This window comes from Peribacillus muralis, from assembly GCF_001439925.1.
GTDB lineage: Bacteria > Bacillota > Bacilli > Bacillales > DSM-1321 > Peribacillus > Peribacillus muralis.
The window spans coordinates 394,579-421,080 of sequence record NZ_LMBV01000004.1; the positions used below are offsets into that span (position 1 = coordinate 394,579).

The following is a 26,502-nucleotide window of genomic DNA, read 5'->3' on the forward strand; positions in this document are numbered from 1 at the left end:
GGACTTTAACAGCGCAAAAAAAAAAACGCATCATTCTCCAAGGTGAGATCTATGTTGCGGTTCTCTTGTTCTTAATAAAGAAAAGTTTAGATGGAAAAGGTGGTTCAATGACAAATTACACGAAAAGGAACTTTGAATATCAACAGCCTGCAAAAGAGATAAATGTTAAAGAACTGATTGGAATCATAAGCAGGCGTTTCTGGATCGTCATTATCGTCACATTATTATTCCTGTTAGCTGGTTATTTAAAAACATTAACGACTACCTCTCTTTACCAATCATCTACGAGAATTATCATTGAAGCCAACCAAGATAAAATGAAAACCCTGCAGGTCATCATAAAAGATCCTACCGTTTTACAAAAAGTTATTAATGAAATGGAATTATCACTGTCACCGGAAGCATTGGCTGGGGCTATCAATGTGACCAGTGTAGAAGATTCAGAGGTTGTCAGCATCAGCGCTACGTCATCCGACCCTTATCTGGCAGCGGAGATAGCCAATACGACAGCTAGAGTGTTTAAAGCTGAAGCTCCCCAAATCGTCGATTTTAAAAAAATACGAAACTTATCTCCAGCCAAGGTTAACGTAGTACCGATTAATGGAGACAATTACGGAACCATCATTAAGAGCGGAATCATCGGGTTGTTTTTGGGCATTGGACTGACATTTCTTTTGAATTCATTGGATTACACAATCCGTAATGAACAAGAAGTAGAAGAAATCATCGGTTTTCCAGTAATAGGACATGTCTCGAAAATGAATAAGAAAAATTCGAATATCAGCAGAAAAAATATTGAAAAAATCAAAGAAGTACAGCAAGCTAAACATTCAAAAGAAACGAGAATCGAATTATGAGGTGGTTAGCGTGTCGATTCATAAGCAAACGTATAAGGATAAGCTAAAAAAAAGGAATCTTGTTGCCTATTCAAGTCCGGATTCATTAATCTCCGAACAATATAGGACGATACGTACAAATATTAAGTTTTCCTCCGTATCGAAAAAAAGGAATATCATCATGATTACCTCTCCAACATCTGCGGAGGGAAAATCTACCACTGCGGCCAATCTGGCCGTTTCAATGGCCCAAAATAAAGAGAAGGTTTTATTAATAGATGCCAATTTAAGAAATCCAGCGATTCACTCGATTTTCAAGGTACCCAATAAATCCGGATTGACCAATATCCTTTCCGGTTTATCAACACTTGAAAACACAATATTCAGGACCGGAATGGGAGAGTTGGATGTGCTGACAAGCGGCCCGATCCCTTTCAATCCAGGAGAGATAATCGGCTTGCCAGCCATGCAGGAATTTCTGATCCAGTGTGAAGAGAATTACGATATTATCCTGATTGACTCGCCTTCAATACTGGAGGTTACCGATACAAAGATCTTAGCGGATTATTGCCACGGCATCATACTTGTATTCAATAGCGGAAAAACAGAGATAAAAAAGGCATTAGCGACGAAAAGGATCCTACAATTTGTTGAAGATAAAATTATCGGGGTCGTATTGAACGAAAACCCAGAAACCCGGTTAACGAATTTACTTAAGAAAATTCTCTAAAGATGGCTATTTTTTTATACCAATGTTCTTTATTGTGAACGATACATTAGATTACAATAATAACTGGTGATGTCTCCTTGCCATTATACACGGAGGCACTCGATCATGCTGTGGGTTGAAGGACCTTAGACGCCAGTCGTCAAGAGTGTGGGGTGAGGGAGGGTTAAATGCCCTATTTTTCTATTAAAGTGCTAATGAATGCTGTCTTATAATAAGACGGCATTCATTAGCACTTTATCATAGGAGGCCATTTCATTGCACTTCTATGCTGGATTTCTTAGGGGGGGGAACATATTGACGTATCAGCAAAGATTATCTCTATTTATATTAATTGATTCTTGTATTGTCCTATCAGCCATATTTCTAGGCCGGTTTTTGGTGGATGCCAGCATTTATGTATTTACACTCCCAATAGTGCTTAGCTCTGTTACGATCCTCCTTAGCCATCATCTTTTTGCCATTACATTTCATTTATATAAAAAAGCTTGGGAATATGCGAGCATAGGTGAACTGGCCATTATCTTTAAAACGGTTACAGCTTCCATTTTTACTACAGCCATTATACAAGGTATCCTTTTTCAAGATGTGTATTATCGATTATTGGCGGTAACGTGGCTGCTTCATATGCTTTTGATAGGCGGATCACGATTTTGCTGGAGAATGTACAGAGATCAATATTTGATTAAATATGAAAATAAAAAAAGAACGTTAATCATCGGAGCCGGATCAGCAGGTACAATGGTTGCGCGGCAGCTATTAAAAAACAATGATGTTGATTTATTGCCTGTAGCGTTTATTGATGATAATCCAAGAAAACATAATCTTGATATTTTAGGAATCCCTGTCGTCGGAGATGTGGGAAAAATCGCCCGAAAAGTTGAAGCCTTACAGATCGAGCATATCATCATTGCCATTCCTTCCTTGAATAAACAGGAGATGAATCGAATTTTTCAAGAATGTGCAAGAACCAATGCAAAAACGCAAATCCTGCCCATGCTGGAAGATTTATTAACAGGAAAGCTTTCAGTCAATAAATTCAGAGACGTACAAGTCGAGGACCTTCTCGGGAGAGAGCCAGTCGAATTGGATATCGATGTAATATCTGAATATGTAACGGAAAAGGTAATCTTGGTCACTGGGGCAGGAGGGTCAATCGGATCGGAGATTTGCCGGCAAATCTCCAAATTCAATCCTTCAAAGTTAATATTGCTTGGTCATGGTGAAAATAGTATATATACAATTGAAATGGAATTGAGAGAAACATATAAAAATATCGAATTTTTAACGGAAATTGCCGACCTTCAAGATCAAAAAAAAATGCTGTCAGTCATGGCGGAATACCAGCCGGATGTCGTTTATCATGCTGCAGCACATAAACATGTACCATTAATGGAACGCAATCCTGAAGAAGCGGTCAAGAATAACTTGATAGGTACGATGAATACCGCCAAAGCGGCAAGCTGGAACGGTGTTAAAACATTTGTGATGATATCCAGTGATAAGGCTGTCAATCCTACCAGCGTTATGGGCTCCACTAAAAGACTTGCGGAAATGACGATTCAACAAATGAATGGAAACAGCAAGACAAAATTTGTGGCCGTACGGTTTGGAAATGTACTGGGGAGCCGCGGAAGTGTCATCCCGCTATTCACCAAGCAAATTGAGAAAGGCGGACCAGTCACCGTGACTCATCCTGATATGATTCGGTATTTCATGACAATCCCTGAAGCTTCCAGACTTGTCATTCAGGCAGGTGCTCTAGCAAAGGGCGGCGAGATTTTCGTCCTTGATATGGGCAATCCGGTGAAGATTGTCGATCTAGCTAAAAATTTGATTAAGCTCTCGGGACACTCTGAAGAGGATATAGCGATACAATTCACTGGCACAAGACCAGGTGAAAAGCTTTTTGAAGAGCTATTGAACAAAACGGAGATTCACGACCAAAAGATATATCCGAATATCTACATCGGTAAAACAGGAAAACTATATACAAAGGAAATTGAGGAGATCATTAACAGCTATGCGGAAATGGATAAAGAAACATTACGGAGAAAGCTTGTCGATTTGGCTAATGAACGTGTAACCGCACCTCCTCTCGTTTCAGTTTCGAACTAACCGCCATTCGCAATTTATTTATGAAATCTGGTTGCATGAAATCATGTAAGGATACATGAACAGGATACTGAAGGGATCGTGAATCATAGTGAAGGAAGTCCTATTTTGTGCAACGAAGGATTATCATTTCGAAGCGTTTCACTTGCCATATTTTAAATGGTTCAAGGAACAAGGATATATAGTTCATACAGCAGCTCATGGGGATTTGGATCTTCCATTCGTTGATAAAAAACATATAATCCCCATCCAAAGGTCGCCATTTAAAAAGGAAAATCTATTGGCATATAAAGAACTGAAATACATTATCGAAAACAACCATTTTCAAATCATCCATTGTCATACACCGATGGGCGGAGTCCTAGGCAGATTAGCGGGCCGAAAATCGCGGGAACGGGATACAAAAATGATTTATACAGCCCACGGCTTTCATTTCTGCAAAGGCGCCCCGATGCTAAACTGGCTCATTTATTACCCTATTGAAAAAGCATTGGCTAGTTTGACAGATTGTTTAATTACGATTAATGATGAAGATTTTCAGCTTGCCATCCAAAGAAATTTCAAGGCACAAAAGATTACTCACATCCAAGGTGTCGGAGTTGACACGAATCATTATCACCCCGTCTCCCCTAACAAGAAAAACATGCTCAGAGCGGAAAAAGGCTATCATGATGATGACTTCCTTATGTTTTATGCAGCAGAGTTTAATAGAAACAAAAACCAGCAATTATTGCTTAAGGTTTTCTCCATGATAAAAGACGAGATTTCACAGCCACGGTTACTGTTGGCAGGAGATGGTCCTCTATTAGATGAGTGCAAGAAGCTGGCACACACATTAGGTATTCACAATCGAGTGGATTTTCTTGGATTCAGGAAAGATATAGCCCATTTATTGAAAATCAGTGATCTTGCTGTCGCATCTAGCTTAAGAGAAGGGCTTCCGGTGAATATCATGGAAGCGATGGCGTGCGGCTTGCCTATAATTGCTAATGAAAATAGAGGACATAGGGAGCTCGTTTCCAACGGTCAAAATGGCTGGTTAATTAAAAAAAATGATGAAAAGTCTTTTTCTGAAAAAATCATAAAAATCGCTGGCAATAAGGATATGAGAAAAGTACTTGGGGAGACCAGCCAGATCATGGTTGAAAGGAAATATAGCATGAAAAAAATCATGGAAGCCAAAAGTGAACTGTATAAATCATATATGGAAGATGCGGAGGATAAAGTATGGGGAATCCACTAAGAATCCTGCATGTTGTCGTCAATATGAATCGAGGCGGAGCGGAAACCTTAATCATGAACTTATATCGCAATATCGATCGCTCCAAAATCCAATTCGATTTCCTTACATCAAAAAAGGGTGTATTCGATGATGAAATTGAACAACTTGGAGGTAACATCCATAGAATTCCTTATATTTCCGATGTGGGACACTTTGCATATAAAAAACATTTAGACTCATTCTTTCGCGAGAATGATACGTATAAAGTCGTACATGCCCATATGGATAAAATGAGTGGACTTGTTCTTCAATCAGCGAAAAAAGCAGGAATTCCGAAACGAATTTCCCATAGTCATAATACCCGAAGTGAAGGCGGCTTGGCTTCCCGGATCTACAAATGGTATGCAGGGAATTTAATCATGAATAATGCTACAAATTTATTGGCTTGTTCCAGACAGGCAGCACGCTGGTTATTTAAAGATAAACAAGCGGATATTTTAAAAAACGGCATTGAATGTACATCATTCTCATACTCAGCTGAGACAAGAAATATAGTGAGAAAAGAATGGAATATTGATAGCGGAACAACAGTGTTAGGTCATGTGGGAAGGTTCGCTCAACAAAAAAATCATCGTTTTTTAATCGATATTTTTGCAGAGTTTGTTAAAGAAACAGAAAATGCCGTGCTGATATTAATCGGGGAAGGAACGTTAAAACCCGAAATAGTAGCAAAAGTTAAAGCTCTTAAGTTAGAAAACAAAGTTAAATTCCTAGGGGTGCGAAGTGATATTAATCGGATCCTGCAAGCCTTTGATGTTTTTATCTTTCCTTCGCTGCATGAAGGCTTGCCCGTTTCCCTTATTGAAGCGCAAGCAGCAGGCCTGCCATGCATCATCTCGGATCGAATATCGCAAGAAGTGGATTTGGGTATCAATCTTATTGAATTTCTGCCCATCTCCAATAAATCAATATGGATCTCCCATTTAATGAAGTTAACTAATATCAATAGAAACAGAGATATACTTTCAGATTCATTTTCCAAACAGGGCTATTCGATTAACGAAACAGCCAATGAATTAAAAGAATTTTATCTATCAATGTCAGGGTGATGTCTATGAAAACGTTAACCGTGTTCACGCCAACCTATAATAGGGCTTATTGCCTTGAAACATGTTATCGAAGTTTAGTCAGTCAGGATAATCAAGATTTCACTTGGTTAATTATTGATGATGGATCAACGGATCATACAAAAGAAATGGTACAAGAGTGGATTCAAGAGAAAAAAATTGATATTACGTATTTTCATCAAGAAAACCAAGGGATGCATGGTGCCCATAATACGGCCTATAAGCTTATCGAGACTGAATTGAATGTCTGCATAGATTCGGATGACTATATGGCTGAGGATGCCGTTGAAAACATCGTTTCATTTTGGGAAAAGCATGGAAATGACAACGTAAGCGGCATCGCTGCTCTCGATGCAACGATCGATCACCAAATCATCGGATCAAGATTACCTGAAGCCATCCATAGTTCCACTTTATTTGATCTTTATTACAAACATGGCGTAACTGGAGACAAGAAGCTAGTATATCGTACGGAACTTACAAAGCTATATCCTTATCCCCTTTTTAAAAATGAGAAGTATGTTGGGCTGGCTTATAAATACTATATGCTGGATAAGCAATATGAACTGTTACTGATGAACGAAGTGCTTTGTCATGTTGAATATCTCCCTGATGGTTCCTCACTAAATATGTATAAGCAATACCTAAAAAACCCAAGGGGGTTTTCATTTTATCGCAAAGAACTTATGATGTTACCATTTGGTGGCAAAATATATAAATATAAGCAAGCGATCCATTATGTATCTAGTAATCTTCTTATGAAAAATCCGAAACTGTTCATTGAAACGCCTAAGAAAGGACTCACGGTTTTGGCCTTTCCATTAGGCTTTCTTTTATATGCTTTCATCATCAGTAAAACTAGGACTAGGTTAATTGAAAGGAATTAATGTTAGATGACCATACTTTGGATCAATCTCGCCATCGTATTTATTTTTTCGTTTCTAGGCAGGTATTTCTCTAGCTATTCACTTGTCACACCAACTGGATTATATGAATTTAAGCCAAATAAATCGTTGGTTTTTTTAGCGATTATTTGTTTAGTTTGTGTTTCCGGACTCCGAACCAATATTGGTGACACATTCAATTATAAAAATATTTATATCGACAATGATTTTACTTGGGAGTATATATCATCACAAAAGGATATGGGCTTTGGCATTTTGCAAATGCTATTAAAAAATTTCTCGGACGATCCCCAAATCCTGATTTTCACAACGGCGTTAATCACAAATATATTAATCATGATCGTTTTATACAAATACTCACGACTTTTTGAGCTAAGCACGTTTGTATACATTACTGGTGGGCTGCACTTAGTTTCCATGAATGGCATTCGCCAAGTGCTTGCGGCAGCCATTTTCTTTACGGCAACCAAGTATTTGCTCAATGGGAATTTCATGAAATATTCTTTGGTCGTTCTGCTCGCGTCAACATTTCACCAGAGTGCCCTAATTCTCATACCTATTTATTTTCTTGTCAGAACGAAGGCATGGACAAAATCGACGCTTGCCTGGCTATCCTTGTCAGTGATCGTCGTCATTGGCTTTGGCCAATTTTCCACCTTATTATTTTCGGCGTTACAAGATACCCAGTATAGCGACTATTCGAAATTCAATGAAGGGGGAGCGAACCTAATAAGGGTTGCAGTGAGTGCAGCGCCATTATTGATTGCCTATCTAGGTAAAGATAAGCTGCGAAAGCTCTTACCCAACAGTGACTATATAGTCAATATGGCTTTATTGGGGTTGATATTCATGATTCTCTCGACGCAACAGTGGATATTTGCAAGAATCTCGATTTACTTCAACTTATATCAACTCATCCTCATTTCCTGGCTTATTGAACTTTTTAATAAAAGGGATCAAAAGCTTATGTATTATTTGATCTTGGTTTTGTTTTTCGTTTTTTATTTTTACGAGAATGTCATCAGCTTGAATATTCTCTATAAAAGCGATGTTTTAGAAAACTTATTTTAATGGAAGGGAGGCAGACAATGACCCCCATTAGAATCTTACATATTGTCAGTGCCATGGATCGTGGCGGTGCGGAAACAATAATCATGAATATCTACAGAAATCTGGATAGAAACAAAATCCAATTCGACTTCATTACACATTCCACTAAGAAAGAAGATTTTGAAGAAGAAATTTTAGCCCTAGGCGGGAATATAATGAAGATACCCAGCTTAGGTAAAACAGGCCCACTATCCTATCTGAAAGAATTAAAGAGGATCATGTCATCAAAGCACTATCATGCCGTACATGCTCATACCGATTATCTAGCGGGCTTCCCGGTATTGGCCGCGAAAATGTCGGGAATTAAAATAAGGATATGCCACTCACATAGTGATAATTGGTCAAAAGGGAACCTATTTAAGGAGAGGCTGACGCTTAAAGCCCTCCAAGCATTAATGAAAGTGTCTGCTAATAGATATTGTAGCTGCAGTCATGAAGCGGCAAAGTTCATGTTCGGTAAACAAACGTTGAGGCAAGGAAAAGTGACAATCTTAAAGAATGGGATTAATGTAGGAGAGTTTACCGGAACAAAGATCGATAGTAGAGATCGCATCATGAAAGAGTTCGGTTTGAAGGAAAATGCCAAAATCATTGGACATGTTGGCCGCTTTTCAGATTCTAAAAACCACCAATTCATATTACGGCTCATGCATGAACTAGTAAAGAACGATCGCAGCTTCTTTGCACTGTTAGTCGGAGATGGTCCATTAAGACAGGAAATCGAGCATAAAGCAAAAGCTCTAGGCATCATGGAAAATATTAAATTTCTCGGGGTCAGAACCGATATACCCAGGTTGATGAAAGGCTTTGATGTCTTTTTATTTCCTTCCTTATTCGAAGGTTTTGGGATTGCCGCACTAGAAGCACAAGGTTCGGGTACACCTTGCATTTTGTCGGATACAATACCAAAAAGCATCGATATGAATCTAGGATTACTATCATTCATTAGCCTAAACGAACCGCTTGATGTTTGGTGTAACGAAGTGAATGCCTCGCTGTTGCTTGCAGCCCCTGACGATGAAGCCATTCAATGCAAAATAGCGACGAATGGCTATGATATTTACGGAAATGTCAAGGAATGGATAAAGCTATATGAAGTATCATGAAAAAGAGGTTGTAACCATGAAGAAGAAGATCTTGATCACTTCCTTTGATTTGGCTATAGGGGGGGTCGAAAGAAGCTTGATCGGCTTGCTGAACCAAATCGATTATGCTAAATACGAAGTGGATTTATTATTATTTAAACATGAAGGGGAATTTCTCTCTTTTATCCCCGAAGGCCCGACTTTATTACCAGAAGTGCCATCATATACGACCTTTAGAAAATCCATTTATCAAATAGTGAGAGATGGATTTTTTCCAATTGCTTTATCGAGAGTGATCGCTAAATATTCCGGGCTTGTCCACGGTAAAGTGAAGAAAGTGGAAGAACCAGGTTATCTTGCCATACAGTACGGTTGGGAGCTGACTAACCGGCATCTGCCAAAACTTAATAAGGAATATGATGCGGCCATAGGATTCCTCTGGCCGCATCACTTTATCCGCGATAAGGTCAAAGCCAAGAAAAAAATAGGCTGGATTCATACCGACTATTCAAATATTTATATAAACAAGAACATCGAGAAGAAAATGTGGCGAAAAATTGATGAAATCGTAGTCGTCTCAGATGAATGCTCCCAAACCTTTCTCGATGTTTTTCCAGACTTAAAAGGGAAAACAACGGTCATTGAAAATATTTTCTCCCCGGAGTTCGTTAGAGAACAAGCAAGCTTGGAAAGTCCTAAAGAAATGGAGCAACTCCCTGGTAGAACGATACTAGTAACAGTCGGCCGACTCACGCATGCAAAAGGTTTGGATGAGGCGATAAAGGCTTGTAAAAAACTGGTGGACGAGGGATTTAACATTCAGTGGTATGTAGTGGGGTATGGGCCGCTTGAACGTGATTTAAAAAACCTGATCGTGAAATTGGGGCTTGAAAACCACTTTATTTTAGCAGGAAAGAAAACCAACCCCTATCCCTATATGTCAGCTTGTGATATCTACGTGCAGCCCTCACGTTATGAAGGTAAAGCCGTTACGATTCGCGAAGCACAAGCCCTAGGAAAGCCAGTAGTTTTAACCAATTTTCCGACCGCTAAAAGTCAAGCGGAACATGGCGTCGATGCATGGGTAACGGAGTGCGGTCATGAGGGAATCGCTGCAGGTATAGCAAAAATGATGACCGACGAAGAACTGAGAACCAAAATAGTATCAAATGTTCGTGCCCAGGATTATGGTAATGAAACGGAAATCACTAAAATCTACGAATTGATTCGCAAATGAATCTGAATCTAAAGGCGGGGGATCAGTTATATGGCAATACTAGTCACAGGAGGGGCTGGCTTCATCGGAAGCCATACTTGCTTAGAGCTCTTGAGCGGAGGCTATGATATCATCGTGGTCGATAATTTTTCCAATAGCAATCCAGAATCCTTGAAACGTGTTACTGAGATAACCGGTAAATTGATAAAGATTTATCCTATGGATCTGTTAGACCTAAACTCACTTGAAACAGTATTTCTAGATAACCATATCGAAGCAGTCATCCACTTTGCTGGTCTTAAAGCAGTGGGTGAATCCGTTCATGACTCTCTCAAATATTATAAAAACAACATCACCGCTACACTTCTCATTTGTGAACTAATGCAAAAGTACAAAGTGAAGAAAATGGTATTCAGTTCTTCTGCCACCGTATATGGCCTGCCGGATTCCGTTCCGATATCGGAGGGTTTTCCTTTAAAAGCATTGAATCCATATGGCAGGACAAAATTAATGATCGAAGAAATTCTTCAAGATTTATATGTATCGGATAATGAATGGAGCATTACGATCCTTAGGTATTTCAATCCAATCGGTGCACATGAAAGCGGCTGGATTGGTGAAGATCCTAGTGGGACACCTAATAATTTAATGCCCTACATCACCCGCGTCGCAGTAGGGCAGTTAAAAGAGCTTCAAATTTTCGGAAAGGATTATGCAACGGTAGATGGGACAGGTGTCAGGGATTATATTCATGTTGTCGATCTTGCAAAAGGACACTTACTCGCACTTGATAAAACGCTAACTTCCTCAGGGATTCATACTTATAATCTTGGAACGGGGAGAGGCTACAGTGTTTTAGAAGTGGTCGAAGCTTTTGAATTAGCAACTGGTGTACAAATCCCTTATAAAATGGTTCAACCTCGATCAGGAGATGCAGCCATTTGTTATGCCGATCCAACTAAGGCAGAAAAAGAGTTGAATTGGAAAGCGGCCAAAGGAATCATGGAAATGTGTCAGGACGCATGGAGATGGCAATCCAATAATCCCCATGGCTATATGAAGAAGGAAGAATCCGAAAATCCCCGCTTAGTACAAAGCGAGGATTTTTTACTGCCAAATAATTAGAAACTGGTGCGAAAGATGAAGCAACAAATACAAAAAGAAAACTTCAAAGATATACTATTGTACGCCTATAAATTAGGAAATGAATCAGACGATATGAAGTTATCCCTTTTAATAGAAGAAATTAAGCAGCAACTTGTTATATCAAAAGGAAAATAAACAATCCTGGAAGTGAAAAGATGAAGAGAACATTTGACTTACTAGTTTCATTGCTTTTATTGGTTATCCTTAGTCCAGTTATCCTGATGGTAGCGGTTTTAATAAAGTATAAAATTGGTTCACCCATTTTTTATGTACAGATGAGACCAGGATTAAATGAAAAGCCTTTTACCCTCTATAAATTTCGTTCCATGAATAATCAACATGATATTCACGGAAGAACGCTTCCTGATCATCTAAGATTAACTAGATTTGGAAAGACACTTAGAAAATTAAGTCTAGATGAATTACCGCAGCTAGTGAATGTTGTTAAAGGCGATCTTAGTTTAGTGGGACCAAGACCCTTATTAATGGAATACCTTCCATTGTATACAAAAGATCAAGCAAGGCGTCATCTAGTTCGTCCTGGCATTACCGGATGGGCGCAAGTAAATGGGCGTAATGCGATATCATGGGAAGAAAAATTCGAACTGGATAACTGGTATGTAAACCATCGTTCAATCCTGCTTGATGTAAAGATCTTGTTGCTTACGATCATGAAGGTGATCCGTACGGAAGGAATAAATTCATCATCTCATGTTACCATGAGTCCATTTAAGGGGACTGTCCTTAATGAAAAGGAGAAGCAAGGATGAAAATTGTCTTAATTGGCGAAGGCGGACATAGTAAGGTCATTAAAGACATGATTGATAGTATCACTGGTTGCGAATTGATTGGTTACCTCGATGATAAATATGAAAGAACAATCGTAAAAAAAGAGTTATTCTTCGCACCGCTCTCGACAGCATCCCATTTATTGGAGGAATTTACCGATATACAATTTATTGTGGCAATAGGAAATAACCAGAAACGAAAAAAAGTGGTGGATGAAATGTGTATTCCGGATTCTTATTATGGAACACTGTTGCACCCTTCCTCAATCATCAGCCCAAGTGCAGAAATAGGGCTAGGCACAGTAGTCATGCCAGCGACAGTCATCAATGCCGATGCTAAAATCGGCCGTCATGCAATCATTAATACTGGCTCAGTGATTGAGCATGACAGCAAACTTGGTGATTTTGTCCATATCTCACCACATGGTACGTTAACGGGTTCCGTAAAAGTGGCGGAAGGTGCGCATATCGGAGCCAGCGCCACACTAATCCCCAATATGGCAATTGGAAAATGGTCCGTTATTGGTGCAGGAGCTACAGTTATAAACGATATCCCAGCACATAGCTTAGCGGTTGGGACACCTGCCATCTTAAAAAATAAATTAAGTATAGAAGGTGTATAAAGTGTTAAATGCAACAACCAGTAAACGAATTCTCCTCTCACCGCCCCATATGAGCGGAAATGAAGAGAAGTACGTTAAAGAGGCTTTTGTAACAAATTGGATTGCCCCTTTAGGACCTAATCTTGATGTTTTCGAAAATGAATTAGCTAAATATGCAGGAGTCAAAGAAGCGGTTGCAGTCAGTTCCGGCACGGCAGCGATTCATTTGGCTCTTTCTTTATTGGACGTGAAAAAGGGAGATACCGTTTTTTGCTCCAGCCTTACCTTTGTGGCTACCGCCAATCCCATTCTTTATCTGAATGCTGAACCGATTTTCATTGATTCCGAATCGGAAACGTGGAATATGTCTCCAAAAGCTTTAGAAAGAGCATTTAGAGATGCTGCCGAAACGGATAAGCTTCCCAAAGCCGTCATCATTGTCAATCTGTACGGTCAACCGGCTAAAATGACTGAACTATTATCCATCTGTAATCGATATCAAGTTCCCGTCATCGAAGACGCTGCCGAGTCACTCGGTTCCACATATCATGGAAAAGCAAGCGGGACATTCGGGACATTCGGCATCTACTCATTCAACGGAAACAAGATCATCACGACCTCCGGTGGCGGAGCGTTGGTTTCCAATGATACCGATGCATTGCAGCGAGCCCGGTTTTTAGCTACGCAAGCAAAGGATGCAGCTCCCCATTATCAGCATAGTGAGGTTGGTTTTAATTATCGCATGAGTAATATCCTTGCTGGAATTGGAAGAGGACAATTAGAGGTATTGGGGGAAAGAGTAAAGGCAAGGAGAGCGGTTTATGATCTATATGCCCAAGAATTGGCCCATATAACAGGATTAACTTTCATGCCTGAATTGAACGACACTCTTTCTAATCGTTGGCTGACGGCAGTCACAATAAACGAAGCAGAACTTGGCATATCAAAAGCAACCTTGCTTGATTCTCTAGAACACGAAAACATTGAAGCAAGACATGTCTGGAAACCACTTCACCTTCAGCCTCTTTTTGAAGGCTCCCGTTATTATCGACATGAGAGCGAAGCCAACATTTCCGAACAATTATTCCATACAGGAATCTGCTTGCCATCAGGGTCCAATATGACCCGGGACGATCAAATGAGAGTCATCCACTCAATTAAAAAGGCAATAAATGAAGCAATGGATAACACCCATCCATCGATAAGAAATCACATTGGAACTGGGTAAAAAAGAATGAAGAGGTAATCAAATGATTGGAAAAAACATTGCAGAGTTGCGTAAGAAAAGAGGATATACATTATCTGAACTGGCTGAACAGGCCAATATATCGAAATCTTATCTAAGTAACATCGAACGTAATCTCAATCAAAACCCCTCACTTCAGGTCATGGAAAAAATTGCTCACGTACTGAATGTCGATTTCGTTTCACTCCTAAAAAAAGAAAACACAATGGAAGCTCCGTATTACTTAGAAAAAGAATGGCTTGAATTTGTCCAAGAGCTTCAAAGATGCGGCCTTAAGAAAGAACAGCTTTCCCAGTACAAGCCGTTGATCGAGTTTATTAGATGGCAGAATGAGAGGAAGTAGGTCAACTGTTTATACCTTGAGTCCTCTAATAATGTTGGTTGATGAAAGGAAAAGACTACATTGTGATATGTGTAAAATATCCCTTGAGGTACCGACAGTATTAAACTAGTAAAGAACATGGAAAATAAGAGGGGGATGATGAGGTTGAATATTAAAGTCAGTGTAGTTATCCCCGTATACAATGCAGGAGATTACATTGAATATTGCATCAAATCTTTATTAAATCAAACCCTATACGAATGCGAGTTTATATTTATCAATGATGGATCAATAGACACGAGTAAAGAAACAATAGAAAATTACCATCAAATAGATTCTCGAATTATATTAATAAACCAACCAAATCAGGGGGTAAGTAAAGCTCGTAACAATGGGTTGATGCTAGCGAAGGGTGAATATGTAGGGTTTGTAGACGCTGATGATTTTGTAGAAGAAGATATGTTTGAAAAATTGTATAGGTCTGCAATAAAAGAAAACTATGACTCTATAATATCAAACTTTGAGATAGAAATTAATGGCCATAATATAAAAACGAAGTTTCCGTTTCCCCATTCCATATTATTAGATAAAGAATATATACAAACACATATAATGACATATTTTATAAAGTCAGATAACTTAAATAGTGTTTGCAATAAACTATATAAAAATACTTTAATAAAAGAAAATAATATTAGGTTTCCTGAAAATACAGATCTTGGAGAAGATGGAATTTTCAATTTGGATTTTTTTTCTATATCTAATACTTCTTCATATATAAATTATTCAGGATATTACTATAGAGAAGTCTTAGGGAGTGCAACAAGAAATATAGGAGAAAAAGATTATTTCAAAAAAGCACTTGAAATTTACAATTATCAAATTCCAAAAGAACTATTTTTAAATATTAAACAAACCACTATTCAAAAATATAAAGCAAGAAAGTTTATTTATAGTGTTCTATCATACATTCATATTTATTTATCACCCACAAATGATATGAGTTATTTTAACAGAATTAAATATGTAAAAAGTATGTTGAAAAATAATTCTGTACATGAAGCATTATCTTTGTTCAGTCAGGAAAGAGATTCACTTGGCAAATATGAAAGGTTACTTTTAAGGATGATAAAAAACAAAAATTTGATCGGAATATATCTGGCTACTTCATACAGTAGAATGAGAAATAAATAATGTTCAGGGAGATTAAATTAAATGAAAATATTAATGTTTGCACATGATGGCAGTTTAAATAGAGGGTGTGAGGCCATTGTAAGGTCCTCTACATCGTTGATAAAAGAATCAATAGAAGATTCAAAAGTATATTTAGCATCAGGAAAACCTGAAACAGATAAAGGTATTTTAAAATTAGATACAATCTTTGATGGATCAACATCATCAATAAAAAAGTACTCACTACAGTGGTTGTTGTCCTATATTAATATAAAACTATTTAAAAATGAGTCTTATGCATTAGGAGAAATTCATAAGAAGACTATACGACATATTAATGAAGCGGATGTTTGTTTATCAATTGGCGGGGATAATTATTGTTATGGTGAGCAACCAGGTTGGTATGAAATTAACAAAAGAATAAAAAATAAAGGGAAGAAATTGGTTTTATGGGGTTGTTCAATTGGGGAAGAGGATATGAGCGAAAGAAAACTTCAAGATTTAAAGCTTTTTGATTTAATTCTTGCCCGTGAAACTATCACTTTTAATATGTTAAAGAAAAAAGGGCTCTCTAATGTTAAATTGTGCGCTGATCCTGCTTTTACTATGGAAAAGGAAGAATTGCCCTTACCAAAAGGCTGGGAAGAAGGTAACACAATAGGTCTCAACTTTAGCCCCTTAATTATGAAAAAAAATGAAAATTCAAAAGTTGCAGTAATAAACCTTATTAGTCATATTTTAAATACAACAACTTTTATAGTTGCATTAACACCTCATGTAACAGAAAGACATAATAATGATTATGATTTATTAAAAGAATTTTTTTACAAATTTAAAGATTCTAAGAGAGTTATTTTATTACCTGATAACTTGAATGCTATCCAATACAAAGGCTATATAGCAAGGATGAGGTTTTTTATTGGAGCTAGAACCCATGCAACTATTGCTGCATACTCTAATTATGTTCCAACTATGGTATTAGGTTATAGCGTAAAGTCAAAAGGGATTTCAAATGATATATTCGGTGAAGAAAAATTGGTTCTAGGTATAGGAGAATTATCAGATACTAATATACTGATAAGTAAATTTGAAGAAATGGTAAAAGAAGAAAATGAAATCAAAGAAACGTTGTATAATTCAGTTCCAAAATTAAAAAAAATGTCTTATAAATCAGTACAATATTTAAATGAGATATTTAAATAGTCAGGAGAATTTATGAAAAAAAATATCTTGTTTGTTATGCCAAGCCTTTCGGCAGGTGGTGCAGAGAAAAGTTTAATTAATTTGCTTACTTTAATAGATTATAAAAAATATAAAGTGGACTTATATTTATTTAATAATTCGGGATTATTTATAAATTCTATACCGTCAGAGGTTAATGTGATAGAAAGTTCTGAATGTCGAAAGGTATTTTCAACCCAGCTTTTTAAATCAATACTTTATTATATGAAAAAAGGTCAAGTTCGTTTGGTATTTAACAGAATTATATTCTCTTTTAAAAATAGATTAATAAGTACTATTGCACTTTCAGAACAATATACTTGGAAAAATCAGAGGCTGTCATTTAATTTTACAGATAAAAATTATGATATAGCAATTGGTTATCTAGAAAAAACTTCTATATATTTTGTTGTGGATAATGTTCGAGCAAATAAAAGGATCGGTTGGATACATACAGACTATTCAAATTCCGGTATGAATCCTAAATTTGACTATCCTTACTTCGAATTATTGGATGAAATAGTAACCGTTTCTGAAGAATGTGCAAATGCTTTAGAAGAGAAATTTATTACCCTGAAGGAAAAAATAAAAGTTATACAAAATATTGTATCTCCTGGAGCTATTAAAGAATTAGCAGCAAAGGACTTAGAATCCGAAATTGTTTTTGAGGAAGGAAAAATTAATATTGTTAGCGTTGCTAGGTTAAGTATGGAAAAAGGGGTAGATATTGCGATAAACACATGTAAAATTTTGACTGAAAAAGGATTTAATATTAACTGGTTCGTATTAGGTGAGGGAAAAGAGCGAAAAAGATTAGAATCATTAATTAACATTCATGGATTAACCGACAACTTTAAGTTATTAGGAACTGTTGAAAATCCATATCCGTTTATAAGAAATGCTGACATTTACGTACAGCCATCAAGATATGAGGGAAAATCAATCGCCATAGACGAAGCAAAAATACTTCTTAAACCTATTGTTGTTACCAATTTCGTTACTGCAACAGAACAAATAAAAAGCGGAGTAAATGGACTAATTTCTGAAATGAATCCCGAGGGCCTTTCGAGAAAAATTGAGATTTTAATAAAAAATGAAAATTATCGAAATAGACTAATAAGTAATTTATCCAAAGAAAAACTAGGAACTGAAGCAGAAATTCAAAAGTTATATAAACTAATGTAGGGTAGGTGTTCATTATAAAGAAAGAACTCTTGTTTGTAATAAACAATTTAAATTGCGGTGGAGCAGAAAAAGCACTTATTTCCTTGTTAGAAACAATAGATTATTCAAGGTTTAATGTTGATCTGTTTCTGTTTAAACATGAAGGCCTCTTTTTTAGTAAGATACCCAAAGATGTTACTTTACTAAAAGAGCCTGTAGGTTATAAATATTATGATATGTCTATTAAAAAAGCTACAACTGAATGCTTAAAAACAGGTAAATTAAAAACCATATACAATAGAATTCACGCAGGCTTTATATTTAAAAAAGAAAAAAATAAAGCAAAATGTGAACAGAAAGTTTGGAAACTAATTTCAAAATCCATAAATAAATTAGAAAAAGAATACGATATAGCAATTGGATACTTAGAAAAAAACCCAATCTATTTTTGTGTAGACAAAGTTAATGCAAAGAAAAAGATTGGCTTTATTCATAATGATTATGACAAGTTGGGGATGGATCCAAAAAAAGATTATTATTACTTTACTAAATTGGATTTTTTGGTAACGGTTTCGGAAGAATGTGCAAAGGTATTGAGGGAGAGGTTCCCCCAATTTAGTTACAAGGTGTCGGTCATGAATAATATTATATCATCTAGAATAGTGAACAAAATGGCTTTGGCAAAAATAGATCAACTCAATTCTAAAATAAATATTGTCACTGTAGGAAGACTAAACTATCAGAAAGGATATGAAATGGCAATAAAAGCATGTAAATATTTAGTTGAAGAGGGTTATGAATTTGTTTGGTATGTTATTGGAGAAGGTACTGAACGTCCAAAACTACAAAAATTAATAGTAGACAATGAATTGTCTGAATCCTTTGTTTTGCTGGGAATTAAGGAAAATCCGTATCCCTATATAAAACAAGCAGATTTATATGTTCAAACCTCGAGATTTGAAGGGAAATCAATAGCTATAGATGAAGCAAAAATTTTAAATAAACCAATTGTAGTAACTAATTTTACTACAGCAAAAGATCAAATAAATCATAATGAAAATGGAATTATTGTGAATATGAATTCTCTTTCAATTGCAAAAGGAATTAAAACGTTAATAGATAATGAAGAATTACGATTAAAACTTTCTAAAAACCTATCAAAAGAGAAGTTAGGAAACGAATTTGAAATAAACAAACTTTATGAAATGATTACCTAACAAGGAGGTTACTAATGGTAATAAGTTTAGGTATACTCTCTATATTAATAATGGTATTGCTTATGGATATTATCCCAATATTTAAAGATTGGTTGAAAAGAATACATATTGGCAGATTTACGAATGAGAAATTGTGGAAGAAAGAAATTAGTGACAAAGCTATTAAATGGTTAAATAAAACACCTTCTATTAAGGTAACTGATAATCAACGATTAATTGCAATTGATATGCTAAAAGGAAATTACAAAAGTGGCGTAATCCAACATTGGCAAGAAGCTGGGTTACTTTTGGGTTTGTCGGAATATTTGAACTTAACTGAAGACAAAAGACTAAAAAAGGAAATAAATAAATTTATTAATAGTAAGTTTGACAAAAATGGAAATTGGATAAGAAATCCGCAAAATATAGATGTTGCAATTCTCGGTTATGCAATTATGAAATTGGATTTTATTAATATAGCTGATTATAAACCAGCTTTAGATACTATATGGAAATTAATAAAAGATCATATTGGAAATGATGGAACTGTAGAATACAGAAGCACCATGAAAAAATACAGGTATGTGGATACTATTGGTTTTATTTGTCCCTTTTTAGTTTCATATGGTATTAGGTTTGATGTAGAGGAAAGCATTCATTTAGCAATTAAACAAATCAAAGAATATGAGAAATATGGCATGTTAAATAAACACTATCTACCGTGCCATGCTATTAATATAGAAAATAAGTTACCTGTAGGGTTATATGGATGGGGAAGGGGATTAGGATGGTTTGCTATAGGAATTATAGATACATGGGATGCCCTTCCTAAAGACCACCCTTATAAATTTGATTTAGAAGAGATTATAAAAAAGTTTACTGTTGAAATTTTAAAATACCAGCAAAAAGATGGAAATTGGAATTGGGCAGTAAATAGAAAAGAGAGCCGAGCAGATTCTTCTACTACAGCTACCCTTGGTTGGTTTTTGGTAAAAGCTGCCAAGATAAAAGGCATTTCCATTCCATGTCAGGAGGGAGTGGAAAAGTCAATAAAATATTTAATGAAAGTAACAAGAAAGAACGGAGAAATTGATTTTTCCCAAGGAGATACAAAGGATATTGGTGTATATTCAATGTCATTTAATATTCTTCCTTTTACTCAGGGATTTTCTGTTAGATTAATGTGTTTTAGATTACGCATACATTGAGGAGGAATAAAGAATTTAATGAAGAAAGTATTGAATTTCATTAGAGTTAGACTTAGAAAATTGTTATTTGAAGAAATTTGGTTAGATGATTATATCAAACAAGGAATGGTCATAGGAGTAAATTGCTCGATTCAACCTGGAGTTATATTTGATATTTCACACTGTTGGTTAATAAAAATTGGAAACAATGTTACCATTGCTCCAGAAGCATATATTCTAGCTCACGACACAAGCACAAAGCGTTTAATAAAATATACAAAAGTTGCGAATGTCATAATAGAAGACAATGTGTTTATTGGTGCGAGATCAATAATAATGCCAGGCGTTACTATTGGGAAAGGTTCCTTGGTAGCTGCAGGCAGTGTAGTAACAAAGTCTGTTCCAGAAGAAAGTGTAGTTGCGGGAAATCCAGCAAAAATCATATCAACAACGGATAATTATCATAAAAAACTAGAAGAACAAATCTTATCAGCAAAGATTTATGATAGCAAATATACGTTAAAAGGTAATATTACAAATAACCAAAAAACAAAAATGTATAAAGAATTAATGGAAACTAGAGGTTACGTTGAATAAACGTTGCCCATGCTGCTGCTGAATTTTCCGGTTTACCATTGTACCGTTACCTTGTAGGGTTCAATATTCAGTAATTTTACAGCCAATAGCAGTAAGTAATGATTGGTTTATAAAATTTTATACTGCACTCATGTTAGGAGTAAACCATGAGAACAAGAAATTCATTAATAAACATTTCGTTTGGGTTAGGAAGTCAGGTAATTATTACAGCATTAAGCTTTTTTTCTAGAACGGTTTTTATTAACAGCTTAGGAATTGAATATTTAGGCATAAATGGACTATTAACAAATATTTTAGCTATGTTATCATTAGCCGAAGCAGGTATTGGTTCTAGTATTATTTATAGTTTATATAAACCAGTTGCTAAAAATGATAATAGAAAAATAATTATTTTAATGAGATTTTACAAAAATGCTTATTTTATTATCGCTCTTATCGTTTTTTCACTCGGACTTTTGTTAATGCCTTTTCTTCATTATTTTGCAAAAGATGCAGAAATTCCTCATGTTAATTTAATTTATTTTATATTTTTAATAAATACAGTATTACCATATTTTTATATTCATAAAAATTCATTTCTAAATGTGTCCCAGAAAGGGTATATTGTAACAGCAATTTATACACTTTCATCAGTCATAACTATAAGTCTTAAAATTGTAGTATTACAATATACACAAGATTATATTTTATATTTATTGATTGATAGTGTCACCACTATAATTACTTCAATAGTATTAGTCAAAATAGTAAATAAAATGTATCCATTCTTAAAAGAAAAGGTTAAAGACAAATTAGATTTTGAAACAAAAAACGGTATTACAAAAAATGTAAAAGCGATCGTTTTACAAAATATAGGTAATTATCTTGTTATTGGTACGGATAATATTTTAATTTCTTCCTTTATAAGCGTAGCAGCAGTTGGAGTATACTCAAATTATAATATGTTAATTGAGATATGCAGAAATTTCACTTATCAAATTTTTAACAATTTATATCATAGTGTTGGTAATTTAGTAGCCATAGAAGACAGTAATAAAGTGTATGAAATCTTTAACATATACAATTTTTTGAATTTTTGGTTATATTCATTTTTTTCAATTTGTTTATATAACCTAATCAACCCATTTATAACTATTTGGATTGGTTCTGAATTTCTAATGAATCAAAGTATAATAATAATTTTATTGCTCATTTTTTATGAAAGAGGTATGAGAAATTCAATATCTACTGTAAAAACTACAGCTGGCATATTCTATGAAGATAGATTTGTTCCCATTTTTCAAGCTGTAGTAAATCTAGCTATTTCAATAATTTTAGTTAAGAAGATTGGTATGATTGGAATCTTTACTGGAACATTATTAAGTACTCTTCTTTTTCCATTTTGGACAACGCCGTACTTAGTATATAAAAAAATATTTAATAAAAAACTTAACACTTATTTTACTAAATACTTATATTATATGGTTATAGGGGTTTTTGCTTGTTTATCAACAAGTTATTTATGTAGTTTGGTTTTATATGACGGATTAATGGGTTTTTGCTTAAAGATGAGTATATGTATATTTGTCCCAAATACTATTTATTTATTATTCTTTTTAAGAACCGATGAATTTAAATATTTAAAAGAAATTACTGGCAGAATTTTATTTACAATATTATCCAGGATCAATTTAGTTAATAAAGTTGAATTATGATTATATAATTTAGTGGCTTGATAAATATAAATTAAATTATTAAAAATCATTAATGTCGGAAAGAATATCATAGGGAGTTAAGTTAGAACTCCCTATTAAGACAGTAGTTCTATTCTAGATCTCAGGAAATTATGTTGTTAGGATCATGAACTTTATAGTTAGCATTTACATGTAATTTGCTAGTTGAATACGCTGTATCCTTTAAAATATTTCTGGTAAAAATTGAATCAGCTTGTGTGCCTAGAGTAATAGCTAAGGCCCCTTTCCCCTCAAATATATTATTAACAATACGGTAGTTCTGTGTTCTGCCCCATATTGTCAAGCACGAATTGTTGAACGTATTGTTCAAAAGGGCTAGACTAGAACCAGCACTATATACGACTCCTAAAGGCGAATTAAAAATATTCTCCGTTGCAATATCTCCCACCATGTTTTCCCACCCATCTTCCCAGTCGATATCGCAACCCGGCATGCGTCCTTTGTTATTTGCAAAGGTGTTCCCCTTTATAATCCAATCTTCCCCACCGCATATCGATATTCCGGTACTGAAGTTATCTTCAATAGTACAGTTTTTTACAAAACATTTCTTTGGCATATCGACTGTTCTAATGAAAGCTACAGCAGAAAAATCATTATCCTGAGAAGATGGAGGATCTTTCTGATAAATAACTACTTTTGCATATTTAGCTCTAGCAGGTTTAACATAATTATAAAATTGTAGGTTGTACATTTGAGAGGTTATATAAGCTTTACTTGAGTCGTAAAAATGAATACTATACAAACGAGATCGTAAATAATTATACCCATAGTACCCTTGATTATAACCAAGCATATAGTACTCACCCAAACCAGTAAGATCGAGGTAATCATTACTTCTCCAATAATTTAATATAGTGGTATTGTCTAAGACACCTGTAGTTGATATGTTACCAGGTTCGAAGCTGGATTTTGATATATTGCGACCAATGGTTCCTTTCTTTACAGGAGAATTCTCAGTTATTATGTTAAATCCTGGAGATTTACTTATGATACAAGATTCTAACCCCGAATTGTAACCACCTTTAAACTTAACTGATATACATTTCTCAACTGATGCCGAGATAGTAGTAGAATCCACTTCACCATATATATGAGCATTATAAAGAGTGGAATTTTTCACTCCATTGAATAAGAACATTACATACCCTGAAGAAGTTAGAGTAGTAGGTTCAATATTGATTCTTGACCCGCTGAAATCTACAAACATTTCGGTCGGAATTTCTATCGTTCGTGCTGAAGGATTAACCAAGTAGGTGCCTAACGGGAATACAATTTTCTTATAGGCATTATTCGAAGCGTAATTCAATGCATTTTGTATACCAAGAGTAGTATTAAAGGAGTTTGTATTATTGAGACTTATAGAGTATTCAGCAGGGTTAACAATATAAACTTCCTTAGAAGGAATTGCTTTTTTAACAGGTTCCAAAACGGCCACAGTAAATTCTCTTGAGTACTTTTTTGTACGATCATATGCTGTAATTCTTGCAGTTCCAATTGAAATACCCTCTAATATACCATTATTTACAGTACAAACTTCAGGGTTAGAAGTTTCCCATATTACTATATTATCGTTCAATACATCAAATGGTAGTGCAGATGAAATTTCGGTTGCCATAACTACATATTTTTCCCCTACCATCAGAGTGTCAGTGAATCTATTAATTGAAATTCCATTAATCAATCTTGTTGGTGTTGGCAGAAGAGATAAAATTTGTTCTCCCACGGTTACATTAACATAGTTAATGAAAGTCCTATCCTTGTAATTAGTGGTAACTTTTATATTTGTCTGTCCCTTGTTAACTCCTCTTAAAAGACCCTCGCTATTGACAGTCACAAAACCGGAGTTTCCACTTTCGTAAATTGTGGTTATTTGACTGTTATATTGATTGGGTGATGCTGATACTAACAAAGTTTGGCTTTCTCCTATTTGCAATTTGACAACTTCAGGTAGAATACTCACGTCTTCTAATACGTTATTTTTTTTATACGCTTGATAGTTACCAAGGATTTCAGTATCTGTAAGCATTCTATTATAAACAGAAAAACCAACTAAAGTCATAGTATTGGTATTTAGCGCAACGATGTTTCTACGGATATGCATTGATTTATTAATTAAAGAATTAATGAACTGAGTAAAGTTAGAAGGTGGGAATCCTATTTGAGTTGATTTCGAACCATTAATATAAAAAGTGATGGAACCTAGTGGGTTTATCTTAACAGTAATTACATCGATAGCATTTGAATCTCTCTTGTTAATTACACTTGAGTAGTTTACTTTACTTGAATCTTCCATATTCGTAAACTGAGTACCTTGTACATAGTGACTCTTTGTTGTTGAATCAGTCGCTAAGTATTTATAGTCAAATTGTATTAAACTTGAAACGAATAATCTCCATTCAATAGGATCTGTTCTAAATAGGACACCATTCGTATTGTAGCTGGCTATCTGAATAGTAAGGCCATTCTTAATTTCCAAGTAATCCCTTAAAGGGATTTGATTAGAAGGGATGGTTATATATCCTGTTGGTTTAAGTAGTAGGCCCTTATCGTTTGTGAATCCGTCTGTAATGCCATCATGTCCAACGTTAACTAATGTAGCACTGACATTATTCACAGTATCCGAGATAGAATTAGATTTATACCCCTTTTTATTAGTGAAATCATAGTTCATTACTAGTGAATTAGTTATGATTGATGCAGTACCATCAATATTCTCTTCTCGATAAATATCTTGCTTTGTATAGATAACTTTCTTTGGAGTGCTACTACTCACAACTTCGCTGACATATGGATTAAGTGCATCTGATTTTTCTTGAGCTTTAGCATCAATTTCAATCCCGCTTATGCGAAAATCATTAAGTAATGATTCGAAGTCTTTAATAGTTTTTGTCATTAATTCGAATTGATTTGTGGAGATAATTTCAGTGTTAAGGATGCCTTTTTTGGAAATATACTTGAAACCATTTGTAATTAAAACAATGTTCGAATCATAATGAATCATGATTTCCGCCCTATATGTCCCTGAAATAGAATAAGCCTGAGTATCGACCAATACAGAACATGATCCATTTATTGCGTCAAGTATAGTACACTCTTGGAAAAATACACTTTTATCTGGCTTTTTATATACAATTCGGATTGCTGCTCCTGTTAGGTTCAAAGGAATGCTGTCTTGAGTAATAGTGATAAAGAATTTCACTGAATTAAGATCGTTAGTTTTCACCGTATATATGGGGTTAGTGATATGTTTTATTGTATCTACAGTAATATATAAAGGTTTATACACTTCTACACCTCCTACTACCAGGATATTCTTAGGAGCTAAAATGGTGATGGACAAGCGTTTATGAGGTTTAAAAAATCATAAAATCTTTAAAAAAACTATATCGATGATAGATCTGTGGATTTTTTAGCACTTGCACAGTTGCAGCTATACATGAAAAAGGTATCCGAAGTAAATTATTCCACACAGCATTAAAAAACAGAAAAACTTAATGATCATTCTGCCATTGTTTTAGGCCACAATGGCTATTGAATTGACTAAATAGTCTTTAATAAAGTTCAAGGAACAGTATATTATTTTAAAGCTTTTTCTGAATAAGATAGGATATTATTTATGTGAATACTTTTCTTATTGGGTTCCAGGCAACCCCTAGAATCTTAACTAAAGGGGCGTTATCTATGAAATTCAAATAAAAAAACGATTCCTAAATGTTAGAGTGACCCAGTAAAGTGAGACAAGGAAAAAACACCCCTTGAGTCGTATTAGTTATCTAAACGATTT

At 35.1% G+C, this 26,502-nt stretch carries 23 protein-coding genes; 22 read left to right on the forward strand and 1 reads right to left on the reverse strand.

The features are described from left to right. Nucleotides 1-107: 107 nt before the first annotated feature. The 22 genes from ASU00_RS08345 (at nucleotide 108) to ASU00_RS08445 (ending at nucleotide 22,679) form a co-directional block, all read left to right on the forward strand. Nucleotides 108-857 carry a YveK family protein gene (locus tag ASU00_RS08345; protein ID WP_057912975.1) on the forward strand — a complete coding sequence of 250 codons (750 nt, stop codon included), beginning with the start codon at nucleotides 108-110 and terminating at the stop codon, nucleotides 855-857. Between the two features lie 10 nt (nucleotides 858-867). Further along, nucleotides 868-1,566 carry a CpsD/CapB family tyrosine-protein kinase gene (locus tag ASU00_RS08350; protein ID WP_057912976.1) on the forward strand — a complete coding sequence of 233 codons (699 nt, stop codon included), beginning with the start codon at nucleotides 868-870 and terminating at the stop codon, nucleotides 1,564-1,566. A gap of 294 nt (nucleotides 1,567-1,860) precedes the next feature. After that, a complete protein-coding gene (locus ASU00_RS08355) occupies nucleotides 1,861-3,681 on the forward strand; it encodes a polysaccharide biosynthesis protein (RefSeq protein ID WP_057913026.1) in 1,821 nt (606 codons plus the stop codon). An 82-nt stretch (nucleotides 3,682-3,763) separates the two neighbouring features. After that, nucleotides 3,764-4,921 (forward strand): glycosyltransferase family 4 protein, encoded by a 1,158-nt coding sequence (locus ASU00_RS08360; protein WP_057912977.1) that lies wholly within the window; start codon nucleotides 3,764-3,766, stop codon nucleotides 4,919-4,921. After that, nucleotides 4,906-6,009 carry a glycosyltransferase family 1 protein gene (locus ASU00_RS08365; RefSeq protein ID WP_057912978.1) on the forward strand — a complete coding sequence of 368 codons (1,104 nt, stop codon included), beginning with the start codon at nucleotides 4,906-4,908 and terminating at the stop codon, nucleotides 6,007-6,009. The genes ASU00_RS08360 and ASU00_RS08365 overlap by 16 nt, the downstream gene beginning before the upstream one ends. A gap of 5 nt (nucleotides 6,010-6,014) precedes the next feature. Beyond that, nucleotides 6,015-6,914: a glycosyltransferase family 2 protein gene (locus ASU00_RS08370; RefSeq protein ID WP_057912979.1), complete on the forward strand. Its 900-nt coding sequence runs from the start codon at nucleotides 6,015-6,017 to the stop codon at nucleotides 6,912-6,914. A 6-nt stretch (nucleotides 6,915-6,920) separates the two neighbouring features. Continuing rightward, the gene (locus ASU00_RS08375) at nucleotides 6,921-8,003 is read left to right on the forward strand and encodes an EpsG family protein (RefSeq protein ID WP_057912980.1); all 1,083 of its coding nucleotides are present in this window, start codon (nucleotides 6,921-6,923) and stop codon (nucleotides 8,001-8,003) included. Nucleotides 8,004-8,020: 17 nt separating this feature from the next. Next, complete coding sequence (locus ASU00_RS08380; RefSeq protein ID WP_057912981.1) at nucleotides 8,021-9,148, forward strand: glycosyltransferase family 1 protein; 1,128 nt, start codon at nucleotides 8,021-8,023, stop codon at nucleotides 9,146-9,148. Nucleotides 9,149-9,164: 16 nt separating this feature from the next. Next, on the forward strand, nucleotides 9,165-10,364 hold the full coding sequence (locus tag ASU00_RS08385; RefSeq protein WP_057913027.1) for a glycosyltransferase: 1,200 nt from the start codon (nucleotides 9,165-9,167) through the stop codon (nucleotides 10,362-10,364). Between the two features lie 30 nt (nucleotides 10,365-10,394). Continuing rightward, a complete protein-coding gene (gene galE / locus ASU00_RS08390; RefSeq protein WP_057912982.1) occupies nucleotides 10,395-11,468 on the forward strand; it encodes a UDP-glucose 4-epimerase GalE in 1,074 nt (357 codons plus the stop codon). Nucleotides 11,469-11,483: 15 nt separating this feature from the next. Beyond that, on the forward strand, nucleotides 11,484-11,624 hold the full coding sequence (locus tag ASU00_RS25365) for a hypothetical protein (protein ID WP_161809711.1): 141 nt from the start codon (nucleotides 11,484-11,486) through the stop codon (nucleotides 11,622-11,624). 20 nt (nucleotides 11,625-11,644) lie between these two features. After that, the gene (locus ASU00_RS08395; RefSeq protein WP_057912983.1) at nucleotides 11,645-12,259 is read left to right on the forward strand and encodes a sugar transferase; all 615 of its coding nucleotides are present in this window, start codon (nucleotides 11,645-11,647) and stop codon (nucleotides 12,257-12,259) included. Next, a complete protein-coding gene (locus tag ASU00_RS08400; protein WP_057912984.1) occupies nucleotides 12,256-12,900 on the forward strand; it encodes an acetyltransferase in 645 nt (214 codons plus the stop codon). Before ASU00_RS08395 ends, ASU00_RS08400 begins: the two co-directional genes overlap by 4 nt. A gap of 49 nt (nucleotides 12,901-12,949) precedes the next feature. Continuing rightward, nucleotides 12,950-14,107 (forward strand): aminotransferase class I/II-fold pyridoxal phosphate-dependent enzyme, encoded by a 1,158-nt coding sequence (locus tag ASU00_RS08405; RefSeq protein WP_057913028.1) that lies wholly within the window; start codon nucleotides 12,950-12,952, stop codon nucleotides 14,105-14,107. Between the two features lie 22 nt (nucleotides 14,108-14,129). Then, nucleotides 14,130-14,468, forward strand: a complete 339-nt coding sequence (locus ASU00_RS08410; protein WP_057912985.1) for a helix-turn-helix domain-containing protein — start codon at nucleotides 14,130-14,132, stop codon at nucleotides 14,466-14,468. Between the two features lie 138 nt (nucleotides 14,469-14,606). Further along, nucleotides 14,607-15,641: a glycosyltransferase family 2 protein gene (locus tag ASU00_RS08415; protein ID WP_236712658.1), complete on the forward strand. Its 1,035-nt coding sequence runs from the start codon at nucleotides 14,607-14,609 to the stop codon at nucleotides 15,639-15,641. Nucleotides 15,642-15,662: 21 nt separating this feature from the next. Beyond that, a complete protein-coding gene (locus ASU00_RS08420; RefSeq protein ID WP_057912987.1) occupies nucleotides 15,663-16,823 on the forward strand; it encodes a polysaccharide pyruvyl transferase family protein in 1,161 nt (386 codons plus the stop codon). A 12-nt stretch (nucleotides 16,824-16,835) separates the two neighbouring features. Then, nucleotides 16,836-18,026, forward strand: coding sequence for a glycosyltransferase (locus ASU00_RS08425; RefSeq protein WP_057912988.1), 1,191 nt, complete (start codon nucleotides 16,836-16,838; stop codon nucleotides 18,024-18,026). Nucleotides 18,027-18,040: 14 nt separating this feature from the next. Continuing rightward, nucleotides 18,041-19,222, forward strand: a complete 1,182-nt coding sequence (locus tag ASU00_RS08430; protein ID WP_057913029.1) for a glycosyltransferase — start codon at nucleotides 18,041-18,043, stop codon at nucleotides 19,220-19,222. A 14-nt stretch (nucleotides 19,223-19,236) separates the two neighbouring features. After that, nucleotides 19,237-20,409 (forward strand): glycoside hydrolase family 88 protein, encoded by a 1,173-nt coding sequence (locus ASU00_RS08435; RefSeq protein ID WP_057912989.1) that lies wholly within the window; start codon nucleotides 19,237-19,239, stop codon nucleotides 20,407-20,409. Nucleotides 20,410-20,427: 18 nt separating this feature from the next. Further along, on the forward strand, nucleotides 20,428-20,985 hold the full coding sequence (locus ASU00_RS08440) for an acyltransferase (RefSeq protein ID WP_057912990.1): 558 nt from the start codon (nucleotides 20,428-20,430) through the stop codon (nucleotides 20,983-20,985). Nucleotides 20,986-21,131: 146 nt separating this feature from the next. After that, nucleotides 21,132-22,679 carry a lipopolysaccharide biosynthesis protein gene (locus tag ASU00_RS08445; RefSeq protein WP_057912991.1) on the forward strand — a complete coding sequence of 516 codons (1,548 nt, stop codon included), beginning with the start codon at nucleotides 21,132-21,134 and terminating at the stop codon, nucleotides 22,677-22,679. A 121-nt stretch (nucleotides 22,680-22,800) separates the two neighbouring features. Here ASU00_RS08445 and ASU00_RS08450 read toward each other — a convergent pair whose 3' ends face one another. Next, nucleotides 22,801-26,004, reverse strand: a complete 3,204-nt coding sequence (locus ASU00_RS08450) for a BppU family phage baseplate upper protein (RefSeq protein WP_057912992.1) — start codon at nucleotides 26,002-26,004, stop codon at nucleotides 22,801-22,803. Nucleotides 26,005-26,502 lie beyond the last annotated feature (498 nt).